Genomic DNA, 17,406 nt, shown 5'->3' with positions numbered 1-17,406 from the left:
GGACTTTTTTCAACGTATTCAAGTTCAAGAGGAGTTTGTTATGGCACTTGTGACACTACGCCAACTGCTGGACCACGCCGCGGAACATACTTATGGTGTTCCGGCGTTCAACGTCAACAATCTCGAACAGATGCGCGCCATCATGGAAGCGGCGCACGAGACCGACAGCCCGGTGATCGTGCAGGCCTCGGCCGGCGCACGTAAGTACGCCGGTGCGCCGTTCCTGCGCCACCTGATCCTGGCGGCGATCGAAGAGTGGCCGCATATCCCGGTGGTCATGCACCAGGACCACGGCGCTTCGCCGGCGGTATGCCAGCGCTCGATCCAGCTCGGCTTCTCGTCCGTGATGATGGACGGTTCTCTGAAAGAGGATATGAAGACGCCAGCCACCTACGAATACAACGTCGATGTCACCAAGCGTGTCGTCGACATGGCGCACTCCTGCGGCGTGTCGGTGGAAGGCGAACTCGGTTGCCTCGGCTCCCTCGAAACCGGCATGGCCGGTGAAGAGGACGGTTCCGGCGCCGAGGGCAAGCTCGATCATTCGCAGCTGCTGACCGATCCGGACGAGGCCGCCGACTTCGTGAAGAAGACCAAGGTCGACGCGCTTGCCATTGCCATCGGCACCAGTCACGGCGCCTACAAGTTCACGCGTCCGCCGACCGGCGACATTCTCGCCATCGAGCGCATCAAGCAGATCCACAAGCGCATCCCGAACACGCACTTGGTGATGCACGGCTCGAGCTCGGTGCCTCAGGAATGGTTGAAGATCATCAACTCCTACGGCGGCGACATGGGTGAAACCTATGGCGTGCCGGTGGAAGAAATCGTGCAGGGCATCAAGCACGGCGTGCGCAAGGTCAACATCGATACTGACCTGCGCATGTCCTCGACCGGCGCGGTGCGTAAATTCCTGGCCGAGAACAAGAAAGAATTCGACCCGCGCAAGTGGCTCGCCGCCTCGACCAAGGGCATGAAGGAAATCTGCAAGCAGCGCTACCAGGCTTTCGGTTGCGCCGGCCAGGCAAGCAAGATCAAGGTGCTGTCGCTCGAAGCCATGACGACACGTTACGCCAAGGGCGAGCTCGATCCGAAGGTCAACTAACAGACCAGTCGCATGCAGCAGAAAAAAGGGGCGGGCAACCGCCCCTTTTTTTGTTTTTCATTCTGGTGGATTTGCGAAGCAAACCGGATAGGCCTATGGTTGAAATATGATGGATCTCGATAAATATCCCTGTCCCTGCTGCGGTCACCGGGTTTTCCAGCGCCAGCCGGGAAACCATGAAAAGTGCCCCATCTGCCTGTGGGAAGACGACCTGGCGCAACTGCGGTTTCCACGCATGCCGGGCAGTGCCAATCACGTCTCACTCGAGCAGGGGCAGCATAACTATGCCGAGATCGGCACCGCCGAGCGCCGCTATCGCGGCGAAGGGCGCGCGCCGTTCGAGGAAGAACCGCGCGAGTCCAGCTGGCGCCCGCTCGACCCCGCGCGCGACAACGTCGAGGAACCGCAGCGCGGCATCGATTACGGTGATTCCTATCCGCTATCCGACACCACTGTTCTTTACTACTGGCGTGAGACTTACTGGCGGCGACTGGCGAGCTGAAGAGCCCCAAGGTGATGCCGGAGGAGCGTCGGTTCACGGCCAGCGGCGAAGCACAGCGAAATACCCGGCGACAAGCCCTTATCTTGAATCGCAGAGTGATGATGATGAAACGGAGCTACAAGGCATGTGGCAGGATTGCGATGCTACTGTTTACGGCTTGGGGGCTTGTCCCGGTCGCGCAGGCCGTGGATATCGCGCCCTTGGTGGGCTATCGCTTCGGCGGCAATCTAACTGTCAATGGCAGCGGAACGACAAGCGGAACGACAACCGAGAACGAGTCCAGGCTCAATCTCGGCGACACGACGAGCTACGGCCTGATCCTCGATTTCGATCTCGATCCCCAGCGGCAGATCGAGGTCTATCTCAGCCACCAGAACACCCAGCTGACGGCCAGCCAGCCGTACCTAGGCTATTCGCAGTTCGACCTCGCGGTTGATTACTACCACATCGGCGGTCTCTATTTTCCAGATTTCCCAGAGGGGGGTGGACGTTTCCGCCCGTTTGTCTCCGGCACGTTCGGCCTGACCCACATGGACCCGAAAGGTACCGGCCTCAGCACGGAGAACTTCTTTTCGCTCGCGCTCGGTGGCGGCGCCACGTACTTCCCCGTCAAGCACGTGGGGCTGCGCTTCGATGCCCGCATCATCTTCACGGCAGTCAACACCGACAGCGCTATCTTCTGTTCTGGCGGCTGTGTCGTCAGCGTCAGCAGCGAGGGCTTCACGCAGACGGAGATAGGTGCTTCGGTCGTGTTTCACTTCTGACCGGCAAGGCGGGTTTTCCTTCAGCGTCCGGTGTGCGGCCTGTCAGACTCAAGGGCGGCGCGAGCTGCCCTTCTTATTTTTGGTTTCGCTGGTGCGCGCGAGTTTCGAGTGTTCATGTAACAGGCCGTGTGTTTCCTTGAGCATGAATTGCCTGAACGCTTCCGCCGCGTCCGACAGGCGTTTGCCGCGCCGGTGCACGAGATACCAGTGACGCATGATGGGGAATTCGGCGACATCGAGCACGACCAGACGCTTCAGCGTCAGTTCCTGTTCGATCGTGGCGCGCGACAGCAGGCCCAGTCCCAGCCCCGCCTGCACGCTCTGCTTGATCGCTTCATTACTGCCGACTTCCATTCCGGTTTTCAGATGCATCTCGCGTTCGGCGAAAAAACGCTCCATGGCGATGCGCGTGCCCGAACCCGGTTCGCGCACGAGGAAGATTTCTTCCTGAAGCCGCGCCAGTGGAATTTTCTTTTCGCGCGCTAGCGGATGATCCGGCGGCGCGACGATCACCAGCGGGTTCTCCATGAAGGCATCCGCCTCGGCGTCGAGTTCCGCGGGCGGCTGGCCCATGATCACGAGGTCCACGGTGTTTTCTGAAAGCTGTTGCAGCAGTGTTTCGCGGTTGGTGACGTCGAGGCTGATCGTCACACCCGGATGGCGGCGTGAAAAGGTGCCGAGCAGGGTGGGAATAAAGTAGTTCGCCGTGGTGGCCACGGAAATGCGCAGGCGCCCGCCGGATAGCCCCTTGATATGGTTCAGGACCCCCTCGAGTTCATCGAGCTGCTGGGTGACGGTGCGGGCATAGCCCAGCACCTCGCGACCGGCCTCGGTGAGGTGGATGCGCTTGCCCAGCTGCTCAAAGAGCGCGACCCCGAGGCTCTCCTCCAGTTGCTTGACCTGCATCGACACGGCCGGCTGGGTGAGGAAAAGCTCTTGCGCCGCGCGGGTATAGTTCAGATGCCTCGCGACCGATTCAAAGACCTTGAGTTGGCGCAGCGTGAGGTGCACAGTATCGGCCCCGATATGACCATAAGTTTAAGCTTATCATAACAATCATTAATTATGAGTGTTATTTATGGTCTGAGGAAGATAAGGTACGCGCCCATGACGGGGGTCCGTTAGGGCAGAACAGACGGAAAACCCTTAAATCACACGATTTCCAACGAGGAGTCCACTATGTCAGGCAAAGTGAAGACGTACAAAGCAGGCGTCAAAGAGTACCGCGAAACCTATTGGATGCCGAATTACACGCCGCTGGATACCGACATCCTGGCGTGCTTCAAGATCACCCCGCAGGCCGGCGTGCCGCGTGAAGAGGCTGCTGCCGCCGTCGCCGCCGAGTCGTCCACCGGCACCTGGACCACGGTGTGGACCGACCTGCTGACCGACCTCGACTACTACAAGGGCCGCGCCTACCGCATCGAAGACGTTCCCGGCGACGATACCTGCTTCTTCGCTTTCGTGGCCTACCCCATGGACCTGTTCGAAGAAGGTTCGGTGGTCAACGTGTTCACCTCGCTGGTCGGCAACGTGTTCGGCTTCAAGGCGATCCGCGCGCTGCGCCTCGAGGACGTGCGTTTCCCGATCGCCTACGTGAAGACCTGCGGCGGTCCGCCCCAGGGCATCCAGGTCGAACGCGACATCATGAACAAGTACGGTCGTCCGCTGCTCGGCTGCACCATCAAGCCCAAGCTCGGCTTGTCCGCCAAGAACTACGGCCGCGCCGTGTACGAATGTCTGCGCGGCGGTCTCGACTTCACCAAGGACGACGAGAACGTCAACAGCCAGCCGTTCATGCGCTGGCGCACGCGTTTCGACTTCGTCATGGAAGCCATCCACAAGGCCGAGAAGGAAACCGGCGAGCGCAAGGGCCATTACCTGAACGTCACCGCGCCGACCCCGGAAGAAATGTACAAGCGCGCCGAGCACGCCAAGTCCATCGGCGCGCCGATCATCATGCACGACTACATCACCGGCGGCTTCTGCGCCAATACCGGCCTCGCCAACTGGTGCCGCGACAACGGCATGCTGCTGCACATCCATCGCGCCATGCACGCGGTGCTCGACCGCAACCCGCACCACGGCATCCATTTCCGCGTGCTCGCCAAGATCCTGCGCCTGTCCGGCGGTGATCACCTGCACACCGGCACCGTGGTCGGCAAGCTCGAAGGCGACCGCGCCGCGACCATCGGCTGGATCAACCTGCTGCGCGACAAGTACATCAAGGAAGACCGCTCCATGGGCATCTTCTTCGATCAGGACTGGGGCTCCATGCCGGGCGTATTCGCTGTCGCGTCGGGTGGTATTCACGTCTGGCACATGCCGGCGCTGGTTTCGATCTTCGGCGACGACTCGGTGCTGCAATTCGGTGGCGGCACGCTCGGCCATCCGTGGGGCAACGCCGCGGGTGCGGCCGCGAACCGCGTGGCGCTGGAAGCCTGCGTCGAAGCGCGCAACCAGGGCATTCCCATCGAGAAGGAAGGCAAGGCCATCCTGACCAAGGCCGCGCAATCGAGCCCGGAATTGAAAATCGCCATGGAAACGTGGAAAGAGATCAAGTTCGAGTTCGACACCGTCGACAAGCTGGACGTGGCACACAAGTAACGCAGTCATCCCGGACGCGCCGCAAGGCGCGATCCGGGATCCAGAAATATTAATGCAGGTTTGGCTGAGCGTGAGTGAAGCCCAACAATCATGAGGAATATGAAATGAGCGAAATGCAAGACTACAAATCGAGCCTGACGGACGTAACGAGCCGCAAGTTCGAAACCTTCTCCTACCTGCCGGCGATGAGCGCGGACGAGATGCGCAAGCAGGTGGAATACATCGTGAAGCGCGGCTGGAACCCGGCCATCGAGCACACCGAGCCGGAGAATGCCTTCGACCATTACTGGTACATGTGGAAACTGCCGATGTTCGGCGAGACCAGCGTGGACCGGATCCTGTCCGAGGCCGACGCCTGCCACAAGGCGCATCCTGGCAACCACGTGCGCCTGGTCGGTTACGACAATTTCAAGCAGTCGCAAGGCACCGCGATGGTGATTTTCCGCGGCAAGATGAAGTAAGGCCGCTCTCGCGCATCCCTGCGCTCCGCGGCACTTGGGCATCCTGCCCATCGCAGTCGGACACGCAGAGCCGTCATCGGCCCCTGTCCGGCGCGTTCGGGCAGGGGCTTTTTGTTTTAGTGACAAGCGTAACCAATTTGCCGTTCGCCCTGAGCTTGTCGAAGGGTGAACGGCGCAACGGATGGGATGGGCATGGCCTTCTGGGTTTATATCCTGAAATGCACCGATGACAGCTACGACACAGGCCACACGGACAACCTCGAAATGAGAGTTGCCGAGCATCAGGCGGGAGAGATACCCGGTTGTTACACTCATCAACGCCGGCCTGTATCCCTTGTGTTTAGCCAGCCTTGTGTGACCCGCGAAGAGGTATTGGCTGTAGAGCGTCAGATAAAGGGATGGAGTAGAGCAAAGAAGGAAGCAATGGCTGCGGGCAATTGGACAGAGGTATCACGGCTTTCAAAATCGAAAGTTGTTCGTCCTTCGACAAGCTCAGGACGAACGGCCAAATAAATTAGCGTCAATTAGAGGTTTCTGAAATGAGCGTTGAGCAATATTTGATCAAGACGGAGCCGTATTACCGGCCGGTGTCGAACGAAGTGCAGTTATACGAAGCCGCCTACAGCGCGCGCATGCCGGTGATGCTCAAGGGCCCGACCGGCTGCGGCAAGAGCCGCTTCGTCGAATACATGGCGTGGAAGCTGAAAAAACCCCTGGTCACCGTCGCGTGCAACGAAGACATGACCGCGAGCGATCTGGTCGGCCGTTTCCTGCTCGACGCCAGCGGCACCAAATGGCACGATGGCCCGCTCACGGTCGCGGCACGCGCCGGCGCGATCTGCTATCTCGACGAAGTGGTCGAAGCGCGCCAGGACACGACCGTGGTGATCCATCCGCTCACCGATCACCGCCGCCAGCTGCCGCTCGAAAAGAAAGGCGAGCTGGTGAACTGCCATCCGGATTTCCAACTGGTGATCTCGTACAACCCGGGCTACCAGAGCCTGATGAAGGATTTGAAGCAATCCACCAAGCAGCGTTTCGGCGCGATCGATTTCGATTACCCCGAGGCCAGCGTGGAGGCCGAGATCGTGATGCACGAAACCAAGGTGGACAAGGCCACCGCGGAAAAGCTGGTGCAGATTGCGCATCGCGCGCGCAACCTGAAAGGACATGGCCTCGATGAGGGCATCTCCACGCGTCTGCTCGCCTACGCCGGAAGCTTGATCGCGCGCGGCATCGAACCGCGCGCCGCCTGCCAGATGACCCTGGTGCGGCCGATCACCGACGACCCGGACATGCGCGAAACGCTGGACGCGGCGGTCGCGATGTTTTTCTCAGATAAATGAACCGCCCCACGTCCTACGTCGGGATTCACGCCGATATTCACGGCGGCATGACCGATATCGGCCGGATGATTCGCGACGCCTGGGTGTTCGGCCTGCTTCCCGAAACCGAGACTTGCGAAGGCTGGGAATTGCCGAAGTTCGATACCCTGTACGAGCAGGTGCACAAAGCGTGGGAACCCTACGGACACCTGGTCAGCCGATTGCCACCGGAGTTACGCGCACGCCACGAGCGCATATATAACGAGGCGGTGAAGCGGGCGCGCGAACTCGGCTGGTCGCCCGAGCTCGACGACGACGAATGAATCGATTTCCAGTAACAAACACATGAGCATCGATCTCAAGGATTACCACGCGCAGCTCGACGGGCTGGACCAGCACGTCCGCGGCACGCTCGAGGGAAGCTTTTCCGAGGCGGCGCGCGTGATGTCGCCGCAGGGCCTGCACAATTGGCTCGAGGGCGCGAAGGGGTTGTCGCAGCTCGGACGCGGCAACGATCTGGTCGTGACCTACATTCAGTCAATGCCGGCGGTGGTGAAGGACGTCGGCGAGGACGTGCTCACCGATTGCATCACCGGCGCCATGAAGCTCTCCTCCATGGTGAGCGGCGAGGTGATCCAGCTGCTGTTCAACACCCTGCCCACGGCCGCCAACCGGCTCGGCGACGCCGAGCTGCTGCGCGGCTATCTCAACCTGATCCACCAGCTCTCGGCCAAGGTGCCGCGCGGCCTGCGCCCGATGCTGGCGCATCTCGACGAGCTGTTCGCCAAGCTCACGCTGGGTGGTCTGCGGCGCTGGGCGTTGTGGGGCGCGCAGGCGCACCTGCGCGATTTCCAGACCCAGATCGCGTATTTCGATCTAAAGAGCGCCGACAGCCAGGCGATGCTGCAGAAGGAACGGCGCGGCACGCTGTTCATCGACAGCCAGCGCAAGCTCAACTTTTATCTCCGCGCCTTCTGGGGCCGCGATTTTTTCCTGCGCCCGACTTCGGGCGACTACGAGGCACGCGAGGGTTACAAGCCGTTCATCGAGACGCGTGTCATCCACCTGCCGGACGCGTACGACGACTTCGCCGGGCTGCCGGGCCGCGATCTGTACCGCGCCGCTGCCGCGCACGCCGCCGCGCACCTGGTGTACACGCGCGAACCGCTGTCCATGGAACAACTCAACCCGGTGCAGATGTTCCTCATTGGTCTGTTCGAGGACGCGCGCGTCGAGCATCTCGCGATCCGCGAATTTCCCGGGATGAAACAGCTCTGGTCACAGTTCCATGCCAAGGTGCGCGAGGTCAGCTGCCCGACCGACCCGATTGTCGGCCTGCTGGAGCGTCTCGCCTATGCGCTGCTTGATGAAAATTATCATGATGATGACAGGCTGATTCAGGAGATGGCGACCGCGTTCCGTGACGAGTTCGCCAAAAGTCCCAAGGACAATCGCATTGCCTGGGACCTGGGCGTGACGCTGTACAACAAGCTCGGCGAGCGCGGCAGCATTCCGTCGCTGCGCGTGCTCGAGTCGATGGCGATCCCGTACCGCGACGACAACCGCTATTGCTGGGCCTCGGACGAGATCGCCTGGCACGAGGCCGAATACGTCCCGGCGCCGAAACAGGTGCGCAAGCATGTCACGACCATGGAAATGGTGAACGAACTCGACTGCGAGCTGGCTGGCGACGACGCCCAGGAGATCTGGGTGCTTGACCAGCCGTTCTACCTCGACCAGGAAGGCTGCACGATCAACGAGCTCGAAGGCAAGGAGCCGGTGTCCGAGCCGTATCACTACCAGGAGTGGGATTACTCCGTGCAACTACACCGGCCGAACTGGGCCACGGTGCTGGAAAAGCGCCAGAAGAAAGGCGATCCCGCCGAGATCGACCGGATACTCACCGAGAACAAGCCGGTGGCCGCGCGCCTGCGGCACATCATCGACGCGCTGCAGCCGGAAGGCGTGCAGCGTTTCCGGCGCCAGGAAGATGGCGACGAGATCGACCTCAACGCCGCGATCCGCGCGATGATCGACATGCGCATGGGCCAGACGCCGGACACGCGCATCAACATCCGCATCGTGCGCAAGGTGCGCGATCTGGCGGTGCTGGTGCTGCTCGACCTTTCTGAATCCACGAACGAGAAACTCGGTGGTTCCGAGAAGCCGGTGATCCAGCTCGCGCGCGAGGCGACGTCATTGTTGTCGTGGGCCATCGACCGCGTCGGCGATCCGTTCGCGATCCACGGCTTCGCCTCCGACGGTCGCCACGACGTGCAGTACTACCGCTTCAAGGATTTCGACGATCACTACGGCGACGAGGCCAAGGCCAAGCTCGCCGGGATGCAGGGCGGGCTGTCCACGCGCATGGGCGCGGCGCTGCGCCATGCGGCCTCGTTCCTGCTCAAGCAGCCGGAGCAGAAAAAGCTGATCCTGCTGGTCTCCGACGGCGAGCCGGCCGACATCGACGTGCGCGATCCGCAGTACCTGCGCCACGACACCAAGAAAGCCGTGGAAGAACTGGCCACCCGCGGGGTGCACACCTTCTGCCTCACGCTCGACCCCAACGCCGACGATTACGTATCGCGCATCTTCGGCATCAAGAACTACATGGTAGTGGACCACGTCAACCGCCTGCCGGAACGGCTGCCGATGCTGTACGCCGGGCTTACAAGATAAATTTTGATCAGCCGGCTGTTTTATTGCCGGCGGCCTTGGCAGGCAACAGCGGACATTCGCCCTGCTCGGCATGGTGGCAGGGCACTTCGCTGGCGAACTTCGGCGCTTGCTTGAGATAATCGAGAAAGGTGCGCGCCACCACCGAGAGCTGCTTGCCGGACGGATAGGCCACGTACCAATGACGCTCGATCGGAAATCCCTCGACATCCAGAATTGTCAGCTGTCCCATCGGCGCATCCAGCGCCAGCGTGTGCCGCGACAGCACCGAGATGCCGAGTCCTCCGACGATGGCCTGCTTGATGGCCTCGTTGCTGCCCAGCTCCATGCGCACTTTCATCTTCAGTCCGTGTGCGGCGAACAACCGCTCGACCGCCATGCGCGTGCCGGAGCCCGGTTCGCGCAACAGGAACGGTTCCTCGGTAAGGCGGACGATGGGAATTTTCTTTTTTCCCGCCAAGGGGTGGTTCGCGGGCGCGAGCACCACCAGCGGATTTTCCAGAAACGGTTCGGATTCGGCCTCCAGTTCCTCCGGCGGCTGGCCGAGGATGCAGAGATCGTCCAGGTTGTCGGCGAGACGTTCGAGAATGCGCTCGCGGTTCGACACCTTGAGCGATACCTCGATGCCTGGATACTGCTGGCAGAACGGGCCGAGCAGTCGCGGCGCGAAATATTTCGCCGTCGTCACTACCGCGAGCCGCAGCGCACCTTTTTTCAGCCCCTTCATGTCGGCCATCAGCATCTCGAAGCGCGTGAAGTGTTCGAAGATCCCGCGGCTGGTCTTGTGCAGTTCGCGCCCGGCGTCGGTGAGATAGATTTTTTTCCCGACCTGCTCGAACAGCGGCAGGCCGACGGCCTCGGTAAGTTTCTTGATCTGCATCGAGACCGTGGGCTGGGTCAGGAACAATTCCTCGGCGGCGCGCGTGAAACTGCCGAGCCGGGCGATGGCTTCAAAGACCTCGAGTTGTCGCAACGTGCTGTGGCGCATGAACCGTTACCCTCGGATAGATGATTCTCTATGGATAATATCGAAAAGATTGACTGTTATAGATGATTCCATTTCGGCAGCATGCGCGCAACGTACTGATACGAAATAAACCCCTGAAAATTGGAGGGTTACGACGCTTCGGGGCGGTGAATCCGCCACGAGGGTCCGGTGCGGAGCGGTTCAATCAAAAACTCTGGAGGCAGTCATGGGTAAAACCGAAACCATTAAGGAAGGGAAAGAACGCTATAAAGCCGGCGTCATCCCGTACAAGAAAATGGGCTATTGGGAGCCCGATTACAAACCCAAGGACACGGATATCATCGCCTTGTTCCGTATTACCCCGCAGCCCGGCGTGGATCCGGACGAGGCCGCGGCCGCCGTCGCCGGCGAGTCGTCCACCGCCACCTGGACCGTGGTCTGGACCGACCGCCTGACCGCCTGCGAGCTGTACCGCGCCAAGGCCTACCGCGTGGACCCGGTGCCGAACACCGGACCGGGAACGAAAAACGATGCCCAGTTTTTCGCCTACATCGCCTATGACCTCGACCTGTTCGAGGAAGGCTCGATCGCCAACCTGACGGCCAGCATCATCGGCAACGTCTTCGGCTTCAAGGCCGTGAAGGCGCTGCGTCTCGAAGACATGCGCCTGCCGGTCGCGTATCTCAAAACCTTCCAGGGCCCAGCCACCGGCATCGTCGTGGAGCGCGAACGCCTCGACAAGTTCGGCCGCCCGCTGCTCGGCGCCACCACCAAGCCCAAGCTCGGCCTGTCCGGCCGCAACTACGGCCGCGTGGTGTATGAAGCGCTCAAGGGCGGTCTCGACTTCGTGAAGGACGACGAGAACATCAACTCGCAGCCGTTTATGCATTGGCGTGACCGTTTCCTGTATTGCATGGAAGCGGTGAACAAGGCCTCGGCCGCCACCGGCGAAGTGAAGGGGCATTACCTCAACGTCACTGCCGGCACCATGGACAAGATGATCGAGCGCGCCGAGTTCGCCAAGAGCCTCGGCTCGGTGATCGTCATGATCGACCTCGTGATCGGCTACACCGCGATCCAGACCATGGCGCAATGGGCGCGCAAGAACGACATGATCCTGCACCTGCACCGCGCCGGTAACTCGACCTATTCGCGCCAGAAGAATCACGGCATGAACTTCCGCGTGATCTGCAAGTGGATGCGCATGGCGGGCGTGGACCACATCCATGCCGGTACCGTGGTCGGCAAGCTCGAAGGCGATCCGCTCATGATCAAGGGCTTCTACGACGTGCTGCGCGAGACGCACAACCCCATGAGCCTGGAGAATGGCCTGTTCTTCGAGCAGGATTGGGCCTCGCTCAACAAGGTCATGCCGGTGGCATCGGGCGGCATTCACGCCGGCCAGATGCACCAGCTGCTTCATTACCTCGGCGAAGACGTGATCCTGCAATTTGGCGGCGGAACCATCGGTCATCCACAAGGCATCCAGGCGGGTGCGACGGCGAACCGCGTGGCGCTGGAAGCCATGGTTTTGGCGCGCAACGAAGGCCGTGACTACATGAAGGAAGGCCCGCAGATATTGGAAAATGCCGCCAAGACATGCAGCCCGCTCAAGGCCGCGCTGGAAACGTGGAAGGACATCAGCTTCAACTACGAATCCACCGATACCGCGGACTTCGTGCCGACCACCACGGCCAGTGTTTAAAAGCAACTCCCTCTCCCTTGAGGGAGGTGAGACGGAGTCGCCGCGAATGTCCGGTGGACATTCGCGCCGTCGAACGGGCGCAGATGAAGTGTCTGCGCCCCGGCGGGAAAAGGTTGGGGTGAGGGTGAACAGCATGCCATGCCGCAGCGTTTTGCCCCTCACCCTACCCTCTCCCCGGAGGGGAGAGGGGTTTATATAGACAGGCTTATAATTATTTGGAGACCGCAATCATGATGACCAATCCTGGAAACCGTATTACACAAGGTCAATTTTCCTTTTTGCCCGACCTGACCGACGCGCAGATCACCGCGCAGATCAAATGGGCACTGAAGCACGGCTGGGCGGTGAGCGTGGAGTACACCGACGATCCGCACCCGCGCAACACCTATTGGGAAATGTTCGGCAATCCCATGTTCGACCTGAAGGACCCCGCCGGGATCCTGATGGAGATCAACAACTGCCGCAAGACTTTCCCCCATCACTACATCCGCGTGATGGCGTTCAACTCCACACGCGGCGGGGAAAGCCCGGCCATGTCGTTCCTCGTCAACCGGCCGAAGAAAGAGCCGGGTTACCGGCTGGTCCGGCAGGAGCGCGACGGGCGCAGTATGGGTTACACCATCGAGTCATATGCGACCGACAAGCCGGAAGGCGAACGCTACGCCTGAGGAGAGAGGTATGGCGGCGGGTGTACCCAGCCCGTCGCCGGTTTTTGACGCAGATTTGGAGCCATCATGAGCGATAGCAAGAACGCCGGCGCCGCCGCGCGCCCGGCCGGTCAGGTGGACGACGTCGTCGACCTCGAGGCCGAGTTCAAGGCCTCCAATATCCAGGAAGTGCTGGACAAGCTCGACCGCGAGCTGATCGGGCTCAAGCCCATCAAGACGCGCATCCGCGAGATCGCGGCGTTGCTGCTCGTCGACCGCCTGCGCAAGCAGTTCGAGCTCACGTCGGTCACGCCGACCCTGCACATGAGCTTCACCGGCAATCCCGGCACCGGAAAGACCACGGTGGCCATGCGCATGGGTGAGATCCTCAAGCGCCTCGGTTACGTGCGCGAGGGTCACCTCGTCACCGTCACGCGCGACGACCTCGTTGGCCAGTACATCGGCCACACTGCGCCCAAGACCAAGGAAGTCATCAAGAAAGCCATGGGCGGCGTGCTGTTTATCGACGAAGCCTATTACCTGTACAAGCCCGAGAATGAGCGCGACTACGGCGCCGAGTCGATCGAAATCCTGTTGCAGGTGATGGAGAACAACCGCGACGATCTGGTGGTGATCCTCGCCGGCTACAAGGACAAGATGGACCGATTCTTCCAGAGCAACCCCGGCATGCGCTCGCGCATCGCGCACCACCTCGATTTCCCGGATTATTCCGCGGATGAATTGATGGCTATTTCCAGGCTCATGCTGGCGAGCCAGAACTACCGTTTCAGTCCCGAGGGTGAGAAGGCCTTCGCCGAGTACATTCCGCTGCGCATGAAACTGGCGCACTTCGCCAACGCGCGTTCGATTCGCAACGCGCTCGACCGCGCCCGGCTGCGCCAGGCGAACCGCCTGTTCGCCGGCAAGAGCCGCAAGCTCACCCGGCTCGATCTCATCACGCTCGAGCCGGATGACATTCTGGTGAGCCGTGTTTTCAAGGAAGGCCAGCCAGACGGCGAGGCGGGCTGAGCGGCGGGTAACGGAAGCAGAAGATGCATTGATGTATTGGGTTCACCGATAAATCGGGAGGAATCATGCCACTGGTGGATATGCGCGACATGCTGAACCATGCCTACCGCAACAGCTACGCGGTGGGCGGGTACGATCTGGTGAGTCTCGACTTCCTCGAGGCGATTCTCGACGCCGCGGAGAATTGCCGCTCGCCGGTCATCCTGAGTCTGGCCGAATTCCACTTCGGGCATTACGACTTCGAACTCGCCATGGCCGCGACCGAAAAAGCGGCGCGCCGTGCCGACGTGCCGGTCGCCATCCACCTCGACCATGGCGCTACGCACGAATCCGCGGTGCGCGCCATCAACCTCGGCTGCAACGGCGTGATGGTGGACGCCTCGCACGAATCCTTCCCGGACAACGTGGCGCAGACGCGGCGCGTGGTCGAGATGGCACACGCCTGCGGCGTAGCGGTCGAGGGCGAGCTGGGCTATGTCGCGGGCGTGGAAGGCGAGGACGCAGCCAAACACCCGGGCGAAAACGAATACACCTCGGTGGAGGAGGCCAAGGCTTACGTGGCGCGCACCTGTGTCGATTGCCTCGCGGTGTCTATCGGCACGGTGCACGGGCGCCTGCGCGGCAAGCCAAAACTGGATTTTGAGCGCCTAAAGCGCCTCATCGACGCGGTGAAAACCCCGCTGGTGATTCACGGCGGCACCGGCCTGGCCGATGAGCAGTATCGCAAGCTGATCTCCCACGGCGTGGCCAAGATCAACTGCTACACCGCGCTGGCCGACGCCGCCGGCAACCGCATCCGCGCCAACGCGCGCGCCGATAGCCGTAGCGGATACACCGGGCTGGTAAAGGGCATTCGGGAAAGCATCCGCGAGGAAGTCGAGCGCAGGATGCGCCTGTGGGGCTCCGCCGGGCGCGCCGCCGAGGTGCTGGTGCAATGCCAGGCCTGGCAGCCAGTCGAGCACGTCATCATTTACAACGTCGAGCATGTCCCGGACGCGCAGATCGAGGCCATGATGGCGCGCGGACGTGAGATGCTGGCCACGATCCCGGGGGTGCGGCGGGTTGTCACGGGCTGGGCCGCGGCCGAGAAACCGCGTTATCGTTTCTGCTGGCTGATCGAATTCACGCACCGTGCTGTGATAGATTCCTATCGTGAACATCCCCTGCACAGACAGTTCGCCGACAACCTGTTCCGGCCGATCGCCGTTGACCGGGTGTCGGTGGATTTCGAGCATGTGGATGCCATGCCTTCCGTGCCCGTCAACCGGATCCGGGAAAGCGCCACCGGCTGATTCCTTCCTGCTAATTATTGACCCGGCACGATTACATTTAAAAAATACAGACGAGCCGGGACGGCAAGGTCGCTATGAGAGGAACGAGCGCCGGGTCAATAATGGAAATCATATGATTTTTCGATTATTACGGCGGCACGACTTTGATTCACAGCTACGGAACATCTGACCTGCACGCCATTTTTCAAATGGATTCATGCCGCCGTAATAATCTCAGGCCATGATAAGCGTCGGCACACCGCTGATGTGGATGCTGTTCGTGGCCTTCGTGCTGGCCGCGCTCGTGGTCGATTTCCTCGCCATGAACAAGCAGGGCGCCCACAAGGTCACGATGGGCGAGGCCGCGACGTGGTCGCTGATCTGGGTCGCGGTGTCGTTCGTGTTCGTGGCCCTGCTGTGGTGGTATCTCGGCGGCATGGGCAGCGACGAATCGGCCCGTGGCGTGGCCAACGCCAAGGCGCTCGAGTTCGTCACCGGCTATTTGGTCGAAAAGGCTCTGGCGGTAGACAACATCTTCGTTTTCCTCATGGTGTTCACGTATTTCTCGGTGCCGGCGGAATTCCAGAAGCGCGTGCTGATGTTCGGCATCCTGGGTGCCTTGGTGCTGCGCGCGGTGATGATCTTCGGCGGCGCCTGGCTGATCACGCGTTTTGACTGGGTGCTGTACATCTTCGGCGCGTTCCTGGTGTTCACCGGCATCAAGATGTGGTGGGCCGCCGGGCAGGAGCCGGACCTGGAATCGAACCCGGCGCTGAAATGGATCCGCAAGCACATGCGTATCGCGCCGGACTTCGACGGCGAGAAATTCTTCACCGTCGTCAACGGCGCGAAGCTGGCCACGCCCCTGTTCGTGGTGATCCTGCTGATCGGCATCGTCGACGTCGTGTTCGCCGTGGATTCCATCCCGGCCATTTTTGCGATCACGACCGACCCGTTCATCGTCCTGACGTCGAACGTCTTCGCCATCCTCGGCCTGCGCGCGATGTACTTCCTGCTCGCCGGCCTGCACGGGAAGTTTCATCTGCTCACCTATGGTCTTGCGATCGTGCTGGTCCTGATCGGCAGCAAGATGCTGCTGATCGACGTCTACCATATCCCGGTGGCCTGGTCGCTCGCCGCCACCGTCATCGTGCTGGCCGTGACCATGGTGCTGTCGCTGTACATTCCGGCCAAGGGTTACACCGGCAGTGCCTACCCCTTCAAGGCCAAGCACGACAAAGGCCGGAACAAGGCGAAGAACTAGCAGACTGCTGAAAAGGTTTTTTCCCTTCTCCCTCCGGGAGAAGGTCAGGATGAGGGGGATATTAAAAACAAATGTTTATAAAAGTAAGATCGCCCTCACCCTCGCCCTCTCCCGTGGGGAGAGGGTTTTTTCAGCAACTTGCTAGAGCCTGTTCAGAAATGAAAAAAATATTACTCGTATTGGTTTTGCTCTTAACGGGATGTGTCGGCATCCCCGAGAATGTGAAGCCCGTTGATAATTTCAAATTGGAAAAATATCTGGGCAAGTGGTACGAAATCGCGCGGCTGGATCATCGTTTTGAACGAGGTCTGAGCCGGATAACGGCCGATTACAGTTTGCGCGACGACGGCGGTGTCCGGGTGTTGAACCGCGGTTATTCAGCGAAAGAAAATGAATGGAAAGAGGCCGAAGGGAAGGCCTATTTCGTCAAAGGAGCCGATCAAGGCCACCTGAAAGTTTCTTTCTTCGGTCCTTTTTATGGTTCCTATGTTGTGTTTGAGCTCGACCACGAGAATTATCAATATTCACTCGTCTGTGGCCCCGACAAATCCTATTTATGGATTTTGTCCCGGACCCCGGAAATGAAAAAGGATGTAAAGGATGCCCTCGTGGCCAAAGCGTCGTCCTTGGGTTTTGACACGAGCAAGCTTATATTTGTTGATCATCGTTAAATTCCGCATTGCAGGATCGCTATGAATGAAATCAAAAATCTGATCGAAGGCTTTCAGCGCTTCCGCGCGCATCATTACGAACGCGACGGCACGCCGTTCAAACAGCTGGTCAGCCAGGGGCAAGCACCCAAGATCATGGTCATCGCCTGCTGCGACGCGCGCGTGGACCCGGCCATCGTCACCGACTGCGACCCCGGCGACCTGTTCGTGGTGCGCAACGTGGCCAACCTGGTGCCGCCGTTCGAGAAAGGCGGCGGCTATCATGGCACCTCGGCGGCGCTCGAGTTCGCGGTGCGCTGCCTGAACGTCCAGCACGTGATCGTGATGGGTCATGCGCACTGCGGTGGCATCCGCGCGCTGCTCGGCAATATCCGCTTCGAGGGCGGCGCCGGGCAGTTCATCACGCCGTGGA

General features: G+C 60.6%; 18 protein-coding genes. 16 read left to right on the top strand and 2 right to left on the bottom strand.

Annotated features, from left to right (window positions below; translation table 11 throughout):
- Positions 1-40: 40 nt before the first annotated feature.
- The 3 genes from fba to WB402_RS00315 all read left to right on the top strand — a co-directional run bounded on the left by fba (position 41) and on the right by WB402_RS00315 (position 2,371).
- Positions 41-1,105, top strand: a complete 1,065-nt coding sequence (fba, locus tag WB402_RS00325) for a class II fructose-bisphosphate aldolase (RefSeq protein ID WP_424204648.1) — start codon at positions 41-43, stop codon at positions 1,103-1,105.
- 106 nt (positions 1,106-1,211) lie between these two features.
- Entirely contained in the window at positions 1,212-1,607 is a 396-nt protein-coding gene (locus WB402_RS00320; protein ID WP_424204646.1) for a CPCC family cysteine-rich protein, read from the top strand.
- A 140-nt stretch (positions 1,608-1,747) separates the two neighbouring features.
- On the top strand, positions 1,748-2,371 hold the full coding sequence (locus tag WB402_RS00315) for a hypothetical protein (RefSeq protein WP_424204645.1): 624 nt from the start codon (positions 1,748-1,750) through the stop codon (positions 2,369-2,371).
- Between the two features lie 48 nt (positions 2,372-2,419).
- On the opposite strand, the gene WB402_RS00310 is transcribed toward WB402_RS00315, so the two are convergent.
- A complete protein-coding gene (locus WB402_RS00310) occupies positions 2,420-3,382 on the bottom strand; it encodes a LysR family transcriptional regulator (RefSeq protein WP_424204643.1) in 963 nt (320 codons plus the stop codon).
- Positions 3,383-3,550: 168 nt separating this feature from the next.
- Here WB402_RS00310 and WB402_RS00305 point away from each other — a divergent pair, with 168 nt between their 5' ends.
- The 6 genes from WB402_RS00305 to WB402_RS00280 all read left to right on the top strand — a co-directional run bounded on the left by WB402_RS00305 (position 3,551) and on the right by WB402_RS00280 (position 9,443).
- A complete protein-coding gene (locus tag WB402_RS00305; RefSeq protein WP_424204641.1) occupies positions 3,551-4,978 on the top strand; it encodes a form I ribulose bisphosphate carboxylase large subunit in 1,428 nt (475 codons plus the stop codon).
- Positions 4,979-5,082: 104 nt separating this feature from the next.
- Entirely contained in the window at positions 5,083-5,439 is a 357-nt protein-coding gene (locus WB402_RS00300) for a ribulose bisphosphate carboxylase small subunit (RefSeq protein WP_424204639.1), read from the top strand.
- A 186-nt stretch (positions 5,440-5,625) separates the two neighbouring features.
- On the top strand, positions 5,626-5,952 hold the full coding sequence (locus WB402_RS00295; protein ID WP_424204670.1) for a GIY-YIG nuclease family protein: 327 nt from the start codon (positions 5,626-5,628) through the stop codon (positions 5,950-5,952).
- A gap of 26 nt (positions 5,953-5,978) precedes the next feature.
- Entirely contained in the window at positions 5,979-6,785 is an 807-nt protein-coding gene (locus WB402_RS00290; protein WP_424204637.1) for a CbbQ/NirQ/NorQ/GpvN family protein, read from the top strand.
- Positions 6,782-7,087 (top strand): hypothetical protein, encoded by a 306-nt coding sequence (locus tag WB402_RS00285; protein WP_424204635.1) that lies wholly within the window; start codon positions 6,782-6,784, stop codon positions 7,085-7,087. The genes WB402_RS00290 and WB402_RS00285 overlap by 4 nt, the downstream gene beginning before the upstream one ends.
- 22 nt (positions 7,088-7,109) lie before the next feature.
- Positions 7,110-9,443, top strand: coding sequence for a nitric oxide reductase activation protein NorD (locus WB402_RS00280; RefSeq protein ID WP_424204633.1), 2,334 nt, complete (start codon positions 7,110-7,112; stop codon positions 9,441-9,443).
- Between the two features lie 7 nt (positions 9,444-9,450).
- Here WB402_RS00280 and WB402_RS00275 read toward each other — a convergent pair whose 3' ends face one another.
- Entirely contained in the window at positions 9,451-10,428 is a 978-nt protein-coding gene (locus WB402_RS00275) for a LysR substrate-binding domain-containing protein (protein WP_424204632.1), read from the bottom strand.
- 205 nt (positions 10,429-10,633) lie between these two features.
- On the opposite strand from WB402_RS00275, the gene WB402_RS00270 reads away from it, so the two are divergent.
- The 7 genes from WB402_RS00270 to WB402_RS00240 form a co-directional block, all read left to right on the top strand.
- The gene (locus WB402_RS00270) at positions 10,634-12,112 is read left to right on the top strand and encodes a ribulose-bisphosphate carboxylase large subunit (RefSeq protein WP_424204630.1); all 1,479 of its coding nucleotides are present in this window, start codon (positions 10,634-10,636) and stop codon (positions 12,110-12,112) included.
- 230 nt (positions 12,113-12,342) lie between these two features.
- Positions 12,343-12,780 carry a ribulose bisphosphate carboxylase small subunit gene (locus WB402_RS00265; protein WP_424204628.1) on the top strand — a complete coding sequence of 146 codons (438 nt, stop codon included), beginning with the start codon at positions 12,343-12,345 and terminating at the stop codon, positions 12,778-12,780.
- A gap of 66 nt (positions 12,781-12,846) precedes the next feature.
- Positions 12,847-13,788 (top strand): CbbX protein, encoded by a 942-nt coding sequence (gene cbbX / locus WB402_RS00260; RefSeq protein ID WP_424204626.1) that lies wholly within the window; start codon positions 12,847-12,849, stop codon positions 13,786-13,788.
- Positions 13,789-13,853: 65 nt separating this feature from the next.
- Positions 13,854-15,080, top strand: coding sequence for a ketose-bisphosphate aldolase (locus WB402_RS00255; RefSeq protein ID WP_424204625.1), 1,227 nt, complete (start codon positions 13,854-13,856; stop codon positions 15,078-15,080).
- A 220-nt stretch (positions 15,081-15,300) separates the two neighbouring features.
- A complete protein-coding gene (locus WB402_RS00250) occupies positions 15,301-16,323 on the top strand; it encodes a TerC family protein (RefSeq protein WP_424204624.1) in 1,023 nt (340 codons plus the stop codon).
- Between the two features lie 158 nt (positions 16,324-16,481).
- Positions 16,482-16,994 (top strand): lipocalin family protein, encoded by a 513-nt coding sequence (locus tag WB402_RS00245; RefSeq protein ID WP_424204622.1) that lies wholly within the window; start codon positions 16,482-16,484, stop codon positions 16,992-16,994.
- A 21-nt stretch (positions 16,995-17,015) separates the two neighbouring features.
- Positions 17,016-17,406, top strand: a 391-nt coding sequence (locus tag WB402_RS00240; RefSeq protein WP_424204620.1) for a carbonic anhydrase, incomplete at its 3' end; no start/stop codon positions are given.

Source organism: Sulfuricaulis sp. (assembly GCF_049587675.1).
Classification (GTDB): Bacteria; Pseudomonadota; Gammaproteobacteria; order Acidiferrobacterales; family Sulfurifustaceae; genus Sulfuricaulis.
The sequence above is the reverse complement of the archived record's forward strand: the minus strand, read 5'-3'. Positions and strand labels throughout refer to the sequence as shown.